Source organism: Allosediminivita pacifica (assembly GCF_003054175.1).
GTDB lineage: Bacteria > Pseudomonadota > Alphaproteobacteria > Rhodobacterales > Rhodobacteraceae > Allosediminivita > Allosediminivita pacifica.
This window is the reverse complement of the sequence record NZ_QBKN01000020.1, coordinates 87,680-98,059: the sequence shown is the minus strand read 5'-3', so window position 1 is coordinate 98,059 and position 10,380 is coordinate 87,680. Positions and strand designations below refer to the sequence as shown.

10 protein-coding genes are annotated in these 10,380 nt (G+C 66.1%); 3 read left to right on the top strand and 7 right to left on the bottom strand.

Annotation, left to right across the window (positions count from 1 at the left end; genetic code table 11):
- Positions 1-311: 311 nt before the first annotated feature.
- The gene (locus tag C8N44_RS23855; protein WP_244641029.1) at positions 312-710 is read right to left on the bottom strand and encodes a hypothetical protein; all 399 of its coding nucleotides are present in this window, start codon (positions 708-710) and stop codon (positions 312-314) included.
- A 61-nt stretch (positions 711-771) separates the two neighbouring features.
- Positions 772-1,176 (bottom strand): hypothetical protein, encoded by a 405-nt coding sequence (locus C8N44_RS23850; protein WP_244641028.1) that lies wholly within the window; start codon positions 1,174-1,176, stop codon positions 772-774.
- A gap of 348 nt (positions 1,177-1,524) precedes the next feature.
- Here C8N44_RS23850 and C8N44_RS15605 point away from each other — a divergent pair, with 348 nt between their 5' ends.
- Positions 1,525-2,679, top strand: coding sequence for a phosphoserine transaminase (locus C8N44_RS15605; protein ID WP_107977700.1), 1,155 nt, complete (start codon positions 1,525-1,527; stop codon positions 2,677-2,679).
- A gap of 123 nt (positions 2,680-2,802) precedes the next feature.
- A complete protein-coding gene (gene serA, locus C8N44_RS15600) occupies positions 2,803-4,398 on the top strand; it encodes a phosphoglycerate dehydrogenase (RefSeq protein WP_107977699.1) in 1,596 nt (531 codons plus the stop codon).
- Positions 4,399-4,759: 361 nt separating this feature from the next.
- On the opposite strand, the gene C8N44_RS23845 is transcribed toward serA, so the two are convergent.
- Positions 4,760-4,981, bottom strand: coding sequence for a hypothetical protein (locus C8N44_RS23845; RefSeq protein WP_244641027.1), 222 nt, complete (start codon positions 4,979-4,981; stop codon positions 4,760-4,762).
- Positions 4,978-5,118, bottom strand: coding sequence for a hypothetical protein (locus C8N44_RS23840; RefSeq protein WP_244641026.1), 141 nt, complete (start codon positions 5,116-5,118; stop codon positions 4,978-4,980). The genes C8N44_RS23845 and C8N44_RS23840 overlap by 4 nt, the downstream gene beginning before the upstream one ends.
- A gap of 105 nt (positions 5,119-5,223) precedes the next feature.
- Here C8N44_RS23840 and C8N44_RS15590 point away from each other — a divergent pair, with 105 nt between their 5' ends.
- Complete coding sequence (locus tag C8N44_RS15590) at positions 5,224-5,943, top strand: metallophosphoesterase family protein (RefSeq protein ID WP_107977698.1); 720 nt, start codon at positions 5,224-5,226, stop codon at positions 5,941-5,943.
- On the opposite strand, the gene C8N44_RS15585 is transcribed toward C8N44_RS15590, so the two are convergent.
- The 3 genes from C8N44_RS15585 to C8N44_RS15575 form a co-directional block, all read right to left on the bottom strand.
- A complete protein-coding gene (locus tag C8N44_RS15585; protein WP_107977697.1) occupies positions 5,875-7,638 on the bottom strand; it encodes a SulP family inorganic anion transporter in 1,764 nt (587 codons plus the stop codon). The genes C8N44_RS15590 and C8N44_RS15585 overlap by 69 nt on opposite strands.
- Before the next feature lie 98 nt (positions 7,639-7,736).
- The gene (locus C8N44_RS15580; RefSeq protein ID WP_107977696.1) at positions 7,737-8,750 is read right to left on the bottom strand and encodes a cytochrome d ubiquinol oxidase subunit II; all 1,014 of its coding nucleotides are present in this window, start codon (positions 8,748-8,750) and stop codon (positions 7,737-7,739) included.
- A gap of 5 nt (positions 8,751-8,755) precedes the next feature.
- Positions 8,756-10,132, bottom strand: a complete 1,377-nt coding sequence (locus C8N44_RS15575) for a cytochrome ubiquinol oxidase subunit I (RefSeq protein WP_107977695.1) — start codon at positions 10,130-10,132, stop codon at positions 8,756-8,758.
- Positions 10,133-10,380 lie beyond the last annotated feature (248 nt).

The window sequence follows — 10,380 nt, the reverse complement described above, 5'->3', positions numbered from 1 at the left end:
GTAATCTTTGACATGACCGCCTCCCATTAAGGATTGTTGCGATCCCACCTTGGCACAGCGATGCCGTCGGGGGGCGGTTACAGCATCAAAGCCGCAACATGTCGGCGAGGGCGCTGCGCCCCTCGACCCCGCGTGCGGCTTCGCCGCCGATCCGTTCCGGATCGAAGCCACTTTCAGTGGCTGCCAAACCCACCCTCCGCCAGCCGTCTGATGGGCGCTGCGGGTGTGTTTGGCGAAGGGGCGACACGGCAGCGCTTGTGTCGTTTCGGCGCCGTTGGTCCGCTTCCGGGAGCGTTGGTCGCGTGTCCAGGTCATTTCAGAACACCGGCTGCCGTGGCTTCGTCACGCGTGATCAGGCCCCGCTGCAAGGCGGCTGTGACCTGGCCGCTTGTCACGTGGCGGCACATCCCGTGGCGGGTCTTCACCCAGCCAGCGACCTGTCTCAGGATCTTCTCGGCACTCTCCGATGATGTGGCCTTCTGCTGCCGCAGCGCATCCACGTGCCGCCATTTTCCGAGCCGCAGCCAGTTGTCGAGGAGGCACACCTTCGAGCGCGTGTAGCCATCGGATTCGGCGGCGTACGCAGTGGCAGCGGCAGCCAGCTCTTCGACCGACGCGTCGCCTAGCGCCTCTGCGAAGTGGCGGCGACAGCCCGTGCGGTCCCGGCGACGGTCGGAGGGGTAAGCCGCCCAGATCTTATCCAGATCCACCTCCTCCACCTCGCGCGCCTCTGCGCGCGTAGGAGGTTTCAAAGGATTGTTCCCAGGATTGTTAGGGGGTCGTGGTGAACCCCGTCGACGGGTCACCGTGCCCCCCCCTTGGGGTATCATCGTGAACCGGGTTCACCGTGACCCCGGTCTCTTTTGACACCTTCTGGGGCAGCAGCGACTCCAGTTCGGACACCGCTTCGAGGACGAGGCGATAGACGACGGTATGGCCGTGATCGCAGGGCCGCCGTTCGCCGGTTTCGACCAGCAAGCCCTCGTCGAGGAAATCACGGATCGTCCGTTTTACGGTGGCGAGGCTCAGCTCCGTATGCCGCGCTATGGTGTGCTTCGAACACCAGATCCCGGCCCCGTCGTCGCTCGCCTTGTTCGCGAGGTACATGGCGATCTGCTTGCGGGCAGCGCTGCCGAATCTGCGGCGGTCGCAGAGCGCTTCGACGTGGTAACTCATCGCGCGGCCCTCTTTGCAGGGGTGCCACCGAGATGAATTCCATCTTCGGCAGTGGTCCTGTGGGCCCTAAAATCGGCAAGGCGCAGGGAGGCGTCGCACCACGTGCCAATCGGCGGGAAACCTGCCGTCAGACCATGCGAAACGGCATGATTTCCTGCCCCGGTCCGAAAGATCGCTGTGTCAGATTTGTGCCAATCCGAGGGCGATGTTCCCTCATCGTTCCGGAACTTCCCGCAGCCAGTTTCAAGGCAAACCACTTTGGATCTTGCTTGTTTTAAAGGGCAGGCGTATGTCCGGCGGTGGGACACCCCTCCCCAACGAGGGGCGACTATCTGGAAGGTTAGCGACATGGCTATGACCAAACCGGCAACGCGGCCGGGCAATCCGCGTTTTTCCTCGGGCCCCTGTGCCAAGATCCCGGGCTTTTCCCTCGACATGCTGGATGACGCGCCGCTGGGCCGGTCGCATCGCGCCAAGGTCGGCAAGGACAAGCTCAAGGCGGCGATCGACGGGACCCGCGAGATCCTTCAAATTCCGGACGACTACCGCATCGGCATCGTCCCCGCCTCGGACACCGGCGCCGTCGAGATGGCCATGTGGTCCATGCTGGGCGAACGCAAGGCGACCATGGTCGCCTGGGAAAGCTTCGGCGCAGGCTGGGTGACCGACGTGGTGAAGCAGCTCAAGATCGACGCCGAGGTGCGCGAGGCCGACTACGGCGAGATCGTCGACATGACGACCGTGGACTACGACACAGACGTCGTCTTCACCTGGAACGGCACCACCTCGGGTGTGCGCATGCCGTCGGGCGACGCGATTCCCGCCGACCGCGCGGGCCTGACCATCTGCGACGCCACCTCGGCGGCCTTCGCGCAGGATCTGCCCTGGGACAAGCTCGATGTCGTGACCTTCTCCTGGCAGAAGGTGCTGGGCGGCGAAGCGGCCCACGGCGTGATCGTGCTGTCGCCCCGCGCCGTCGCGCGGCTGGAAAGCTACACCCCCGCCTGGCCCCTGCCCAAGATCTTCCGCATGACCAAGGGCGGCAAGCTCAACGAGGGCATCTTCGAAGGCGCCACCATCAACACGCCCTCCATGCTCGCGGTCGAGGACTACCTCGTCGCGCTGGACTGGGCGCGCTCGGTGGGCGGCCTCAAGGGCCTGATGGACCGCGCCGACCGCAACGCGAAAGCGATCTGGGACTTTTGCGAAAGCCGCGACTGGATCGCCAACCTCGCCAACGATCCGGCGACGCGCTCCAACACTTCGGTCTGCCTGAAGTTCACCGATCCGCGCATCGCCGACCCGGCGGCCTTCGCCAAGGCCGTGCAGAAACGGCTCGAGGCCGAGGGCGTGGCCCACGACGCCGGCGCCTACCGCGACGCCCCCGCGGGCCTGCGCATCTGGTGCGGCGGCACGGTCGAGACGGCGGACATCGAGGCGATGCTCCCCTGGCTCGACTGGGCCTTCGAGGAAGAGATCGAGGCACAGGCCAAGGCCGCCTGAGCGGTCCGCGCGTCAAGCGGTGCGTGCAGAGCACGCACCCTACCTCTCCACATCTCCGAGTTTCCGTAAGGTGCGTGATCTCACGCACCTTCCTCCCGAATTCCCATGCAAGGAACGCCTGACATGGCTCCCAAGGTTCTCGTTTCCGACAAGCTTTCCGAAACCGCCGTCCAGATCTTCCGCGACCGCGGCATCGACGTCGACTTCATGCCCGACCTCGGCAAGGACAAGGACAAGCTGGCCGAGGTCATCGGTCAGTACGACGGCCTCGCCATCCGCTCGGCCACCAAGGTCACGCCGACCATCCTCGAAAAAGCCGACAAGCTGAAGGTCATCGGCCGCGCCGGCATCGGCACCGACAACGTCGACAAGGAAGCGGCGTCCAAGAAGGGCGTGATCGTCATGAACACGCCCTTCGGCAACATGATCACCACGGCCGAGCATGCCATCGCCATGATGTTCGCCGTCGCCCGTCAGATCCCCGAGGCCTCCGCCTCGACCCACGCCGGCAAGTGGGAGAAGTCCAAGTTCATGGGCGTCGAGCTCACCGGCAAGACGCTGGGTGTCATCGGCGCCGGCAACATCGGCGGCATCGTCTGCGACCGCGCCCGCGGGCTCAAGATGAAGGTCGTGGCCTACGATCCCTTCCTTAGCGAGGAGCGCGCCGACAAGATGGGCGTCGAGAAGGTCGAGCTGGACGAACTCCTGTCCCGCGCCGACTTCATCACCCTGCACGTGCCGCTGACCGACCAGACCAAGAACATCCTGGGCCGCGAGAACCTCGCCAAGACCAAGAAGGGCGTGCGCATCATCAACTGCGCCCGTGGCGGTCTGGTCGACGAGGAAGCGCTGGCCGAGATGCTCAAGGACGGCCATGTCGCCGGCGCAGCCTTCGACGTCTTCAAGGAAGAGCCCGCCAAGGACAACCCGCTCTTCAACCTGCCCAACGTGGTCTGCACGCCGCACCTCGGCGCTGCCACGACCGAGGCACAGGAAAACGTCGCCCTCCAGGTGGCGGAGCAGATGTCCAACTACCTGCTGACCGGCGCCGTGGAAAACGCGCTCAACATGCCCTCCGTCACCGCGGAAGAGGCCAAGGTCATGGGCCCCTGGATCAAGCTTTCCGACCACCTCGGCAACTTCATCGGCCAGATGACGGATGAACCGATCAAGGCGATCAACATCCTCTACGACGGCTCCGCCGCCGAACTGAACCTCGATGCACTGAACTGCTCGCTGATCGCCGGCATCATGAAGTCGATCAACCCGGACGTGAACATGGTCTCGGCGCCGCTCATCGCCCGGGAACGCGGCGTGAAGATCAGCACCACCAACCAGAACCAGTCCGGCGTCTTCGAGGGCTACATCAAGGTCACCGTGGTCACCGACAAGCGCGAACGCTCCATCGCGGGCACCGTCTTCTCGGATGGCAAGCCGCGCTTCATCCAGATCAAGGGCATCAACATCGATGCAGAGATCGGCCGCCACATGGTCTACACGACCAACCAGGACGAACCGGGCATGATCGGCATGCTGGGCACCATCTGCGGCGAGCACGGCGTGAACATCGCGAACTTCACGCTGGGTCGCTCCAAGGCCCAGTCGGAAGCCATCGCCATGCTCTACGTCGACGGCGAATTCCCGCAGGGCGCCATCGACGCGCTCAAGGCCACCGGCAAGTTCCGGCAGGTCCAGCCGCTTGAATTCGACGTGGCCTGAGCCGCCGCGCCGAACCTATCCAGAAAGGCGTCGCGCCCCGCGCGGCGCCTTTTTTCGTGGGGTGTGCGAAACCCTGTTTCAAACGGACATTGCTGCCCTCCGGATCATGCCCTGAAGGGCCCGGAACAAGGGGCTTCAGCCCCGCCGGGCCAGCGCCGGACCGTCGCCGCGGTCTGGCGCTTTGACAATTGCAGGGCATCGTTCAGAGGTCATCCGGGTTGGCGGGCATAAAGCGCTTCGATCAACCGTGGCAGCGCCAAACCATGGTCCGGCGCTGGCCCGGCTTCCGTTGTGCGATCATCAAACGTGAAATGGGCTCAAAGCCGAGCAACACGTTTCCGGGACACACCCCTTTCCCGGCCTAGCGCCGGATCACCACCGCCGCGAACAGCGCCATCGCCGCGATCGTCAGCACCGATCCCAGCTTGGCCAGCGTGTCGCCCTGCGCCGCCAGCGCAAGCGCGATGCCCGGCACGATGAGGACAAGCCCCACCGCCGCCACCCCGAAATTCAGCTTCGGCAGAACGCCCCGTTCGGCGCCCGGCACCACAAGGTAACAGACCGCGAAGATCGGGTAATTCACCCAACCCAGCAGATTGGATGCGCATGCGCCGGGGCCATCCCGTGATCGCCCGAGGCCGACATCTGGATCCCCCGGGCCATGCCCAAAAGCGCGCTGAACACGCCCAGGGCCATGAAGGCAAACGCCAATCCGTTCATGCAATTCACTCCGTCCTGAAAATACGGGAAACCGGAACCTGGCAGCACCGGCGCGGCTTGCCTTCCCGCGCCGCGGCGTGCCACCTGCCCGCAAAGGAGAGTCCCATGATCGATCCCATCATCGCCGTGGGCGACATCCACGGCTTCAGCGACCAGCTCGACCGCGCGCTCGGCGTGATCGAAACGCAGGGACTTGGCGACGTGCCCGTGGTCTTCGTCGGCGACTACATCGACCGCGGCCCCGACAGCCGCGGGGTCATCGACCGGCTGATGCAAGGCCAGGCCGAGGGCCGGCCCTGGACCTGCCTGACCGGCAACCACGACACCTTCATCACCGAATTCTTCGCCGGCCCCTCCAACCACGCCCCCGAGGACTGGATCGGCAACCGCTGGCTGACAAGGGACTTCGGCGGCGCGGCCACGCTGCGTTCCTACGGGGTCGAGGCCGAGGGGCGCGATCCCCTGCGCGTGCTGGAAGAGGCCGACGGCACGATCCCCGACGCCCATGTCGGCTGGCTCGAGGCGCTGCCGCGCATGCACATGACCGAAGACCATGTCTTCGTGCATGGCGGCATCCGCCCCGGCGTTCCGCTCGAGGATCAGGACCCGAACGATCTCATCTGGATCCGCGAGCCATTTCTCAGCGACACCCGCGATCACGGGCGGCTGGTCGTGCACGGCCACACGCCCGGCCAGCGCCCGGAACACCTCGGCAACCGGGTGAACCTCGACGGCGGCGCGGGCTACGGCCGGACGCTACACCCGGTCCTTCTGGAGGGGCGCGACGCCTTCATCCTCACCGGCACCGACCGCCTCCCCCTCTAGCGCGCACCACGCGTCGTACTGGGCGAGGAACACCTGTCCGGTCAGCTCGTCGAGGAAATGGCTCCGCTTCAGCCGGTCCATCACCGGGCCCTTCACCTCGCTCAGGTGAAGGGTGATGTCCATTTCGCCCAGCCGCCGATTCAGTTCTTCCAACGTCTCCAGCGCGCTCATGTCGACCTCGTTCACGGCGGCGAAGTGCAGCACCACGTGCCGCAGCGCGCGGTCCTCGGTGACCCGGTCCAGCACGCAGTCCTCGAGGAACCGCGCGTTGGCGAAGTACAGGCTCTCGTCCACCCGCAGCGTCACGAGGTGCGGCCGCGTCTCGACCCTGTGGCGATTGATGTTGCGGAAGTGCTGCGTGCCGGGCACTAGCCCCACCTCGGCCACGTGCGGGCGCGAGGTCTTGTAGAGATGCAGCAGCACCGACAGCACCACGCCCGCCGACACGCCGGTTTCCACGCCAACCACCAGCGTCAGCACGATGGTCGCCGTGACCGCGGCGAAATCCACGCGTGAGAAGGTCCACGCCTTCCGCAGGATGCTCAGGTCGACGAGGCTCAGTACCGCCACGATGATCGTCGCGGCCAGCGTCGCCTTGGGCAGGAAGAACAGCAGCGGCGTCAGGAGCAGTGCCGCCAGCGCGATGCCAATGGCGGTGAAGATGCCCGCCGCCGGCGTCTCGGCGCCCGCGTCGAAGTTCACGACCGACCGCGAAAAGCCGCCCGTCACCGGGTAGCCGCCCGACACACTGGCCGCGATGTTGGAGGCGCCCAGCCCGATCAGCTCCTGATCCGGCACGATCCGCTGACGCTTCTTGGCGGCCAGCGTCTGCGCGACCGAAACCGACTCCACGAACCCGATGACCGAGATCAGCGCCGCCGAGAGTGCAAGCTGGCTCACCTGGTCCATGCTGAACCCCGGCACGGTCAGCGGCGGCAGCCCGCTCGGCACATCGCCGACGATGGCCACGCCGCGGTCGGCCAGTCCCAGCGCCCAGGTGACCGCCGTGGTTGCCGCCACCGCCACAACCGGCCCCGCCTTGGCGGTGATATCCGCCCCGCGCGGGCCCATCCCGGCCTTCAGCAGCAAGGGCTTCAGCCCCTTGCGCACCCAGAACAGGAACCCCAGCGTCGCACTCCCCAGCACCAGCGTCGGCAGGTTCACCTCCGGCAGGTGGCGGATCAGCGACGCACCGACCTCCACCGCCGTGTGCCCCCCGGCCTCGACCCCGAGGATATGGCGCAGCTGGCTCAGCGCGATCAGGATGCCCGAGGCGGTGATGAACCCCGCGATCACCGGGTGCGACAGGAAGTTGGCCAGGAACCCCAGCCGCAGCACACCCGTCAGCACCAGCATCGCCCCCGACATCAGCGCCAGCGCCCCGGCCGCGGCGGCGATCTGCGCGGGATCGCTCAGCCCGAGGTTGCCGATGGCCGTCGCCGTCATGAGCGAGACCACCGCCACCGGTCCCACCGCCAGCGCCCGCGAGGTGCCGAAGACCGCGTAGGCCACCAGCGGCAACACCGAGGCGTAAAGCCCCATCTCCGGCGGCAGCCCCGCCAGCAGCGCGTAGGCCAGCGACTGCGGGATCAGCATGATCGTCACGATCACCGCGGCCACGCCGTCCGACAGGGCCGTGTCGCGATCGTAGGTGCGCGCCCAGGTCAGGATGGGCAGGTAACGGGAGAGGGTCATGGGAAAGGTCCGTTCAGATGTTGGACCTCATATATATTCACATAAACGAATTTGAAAGGGCAAAAGCGCGGGAGCCGCCACCGCGGCCCCCCGCACTCTCAGTAATAGCTCAGCTCCGTCGCCTTGCCTCGGAAGACCGTGTAGGACAGCACCGTGTAGCCCGCGATCAGCGGCAGCACCACGCAGACCCCCACCAGCATGATGAGCAGGCTTTCCGGGGCCGACGCAGCCTCGTAGATCGTCAACCGGTCCGGCACCACGTAGGGGTAGAAGCTGTAGGCCATGCCCCCGAAACCCAGCACGAAGACCCCCACCGCAAGGAAGAAGGGCCAGGCGCTGCCCTTGTCGTCCGACCGCGGCAGCCGCCGCAACGACAGCCACAGCCCGACGATCAGCAGCGCGGCGGCGGCGGGAAGCAGCGCCAGCACGAAAACCTCGGGCATGGTGAACCACTTGTCGAAGATCCGCGTGCTCACCAGCGGCGAGGCGGCCGAAACCGCCCCCATCCCGAGGATCACGCCCCAGATGCCCCCCTTGGCCCAGCCCACGGCCTTGGCCTGCAACGCCCCGTCGGTCTTCAGGATCACCCAGCAGGCCCCGATAAAGCTGTAGGCCACCGTCAGGAAAACCGCCGTCACCACGGCAAACCCCATCGTGAACGGGGTATGCCCCAGCCCCATGATGTAGAGCCCGAGCATCCAGCCCTGCGACAGCGCCGTCATCAGCGACCCGGCAAAGAACGCCCCGTTCCAGCTGCGCTTCCACGGCGCCGGTGCCTTGACCCGGAATTCAAACGCCACGCCGCGCAAGATCAGCCCGATCAGCATGATCGCCACCGGCAGGTAGAGCGCCGACAGGATCACCCCGTGCGCCACCGGGAAGGCCACCAGCAACAGCCCGATGGCCAGCACCAGCCATGTCTCGTTGGCGTCCCAGAACGGCCCGATCGAGGCGATCATGCGGTCGCGCTCCTCGTCGTCGGCAAAGGGGAACAGCACCCCGATGCCAAGGTCGAACCCGTCGAGCACCACGTAGATCAGGATCGACACGCCCATGAGGGCCGCGAAGATGAAGGGCAGGAGCGTGTCCTGCGACTGGAATATCTCACTCATCGCACTCACTCCGCGACCACGACCTGGGCCGCCTCGGACGAGGGCAGCTCAGGCTCGATATCATCCCCGTGGCTCGCCTTGCGGGCCAGGTAGAACAGCACCGCCACATAGGCGAAGAGCAGCAGTGCGTAGACCACGAGGTAGGCAACCAGCGTGCTTGCCACCATCGGCGTGGGCACGTCTGCCACTGCCTGATCGCGGGTCAGGATGCCGGTCACAAGCCAGGGCTGCCGCCCGATCTCGGTGGTGTACCAGCCCGCCAGCGTCGCCACCCAGCCCGAGAACGCCATCGGCACCATCAGGAACAGCAGGGGTTTGGGGAGGTTGCCGGTGCCGCGCCGCCAGCTCAGGAAGGCGCCCAGCCAGCTCAGGCCGAGCATGGCGAACCCCGTCGCCACCATGATCCGGAAGGCGTAGAAGACCGGCGCCACCGGCGGGTGCATCACCTCGCCCTCCTCGGTGACGAAATCGTTCAGCCCCGGCACGACGCCGTCGGCATGGTGCGTCAGGATCCACGAGGCCCCGTTGGGCACCGCGAGCTCGAACCGGTTCTCGCGCGCCTCCTGGTCGGGCACGGCGAAAAGCACCAGCGGCACGCCCGACTGCGTCTCCCAGTTGGCCTCCATCGCGGCGACCTTCTGGGGCTGATGCTCAAGTGTGTTCAGCCCGTGCATGTCGCCGGCGACGATTTGCACGGGGATCAGGATCGCCCCGGCCCAGAGCCCGAAGCGCAGCGTCGCATCCACCGCCGGGCTGCGATCGCCCGACAGCTTGCGAAAGGCGCTGATCCCCGCGATCAAAAAGGCCACCGTCAGCCCCGAGGCCAGCAGCATATGCGCCAGCCGGTAGGGCATCGACGGGTTGAACAGGATCGCCAGCCAGTCGGTGGCATGGGCCACGCCCTCGCGCATCTCGTAGCCCACCGGCGTCTGCATCCAGCTGTTCAGAACAAGGATCCAGAAGGCAGACATGGTCGTGCCGAACGCCACGAGGAAGGTCGCCGTGGTGTGCAGCCAACCCGGGACCCGCGAGAACCCGAACAGCATGATCCCGAGGAATACCGCCTCGAGGAAGAAGGCCGTCAGCACCTCGTAGGCCAGCAGCGGCCCCGCGATGTTGCCCACGGTCTCCATGAAGCCCGGCCAGTTGGTCCCGAACTGGAACGACATGGTGATGCCGCTCACCACGCCCATGGCGAAGCTGAGCGCAAAGACCTTCACCCAGAAGCGGTAGGCCTCCATCCACTTGAAGTCGCCGGTGGCGTTGTAGCGCAACTTGAAGAACAGCAGCGCCCAGCCAAGGGCGATGGTGATGGTCGGGAACAGGATGTGGAACGAGATGTTCGCTCCGAACTGTATGCGGGAAAGTAGCAGGGTATCCATTGTCAGCGGCTCGCCTGGTTGGGTTAACCAACAGGTAGGACTCATCTTGCGGTTTGTCCCCCCGGTGCGACAGCGCTACACATGCAAGATGCATTATGCGTCAAGGCGTCACGGACAATGCGCCGCGGTGCGGCATCGGCCGGCTCATGCGGCTCCGATGCTTGACCCCGCTCCCGGGTTACCGGTTTCCGTTTCGCGCCAAGCGGTTGCCGGGAAACGGGCGGCGGGTCGCACCGATCCCGCCCGCA

Excerpts from the sequence above, each read along its gene's own strand:
- C8N44_RS23850 (WP_244641028.1), bottom strand. The coding sequence starts at position 1,176 with ATGAGTTACCACGTCGAAGCGCTCTGCGACCGCCGCAGATTCGGCAGC.
- C8N44_RS15605 (WP_107977700.1), top strand. The coding sequence starts at position 1,525 with ATGGCTATGACCAAACCGGCAACGCGGCCGGGCAATCCGCGTTTTTCC.
- serA (WP_107977699.1), top strand. The coding sequence starts at position 2,803 with ATGGCTCCCAAGGTTCTCGTTTCCGACAAGCTTTCCGAAACCGCCGTC.
- C8N44_RS23840 (WP_244641026.1), bottom strand. The coding sequence starts at position 5,118 with ATGAACGGATTGGCGTTTGCCTTCATGGCCCTGGGCGTGTTCAGCGCG.
- C8N44_RS15590 (WP_107977698.1), top strand. The coding sequence starts at position 5,224 with ATGATCGATCCCATCATCGCCGTGGGCGACATCCACGGCTTCAGCGAC.
- C8N44_RS15585 (WP_107977697.1), bottom strand. The coding sequence starts at position 7,638 with ATGACCCTCTCCCGTTACCTGCCCATCCTGACCTGGGCGCGCACCTAC.
- C8N44_RS15580 (WP_107977696.1), bottom strand. The coding sequence starts at position 8,750 with ATGAGTGAGATATTCCAGTCGCAGGACACGCTCCTGCCCTTCATCTTC.
- C8N44_RS15575 (WP_107977695.1), bottom strand. The coding sequence starts at position 10,132 with ATGGATACCCTGCTACTTTCCCGCATACAGTTCGGAGCGAACATCTCG.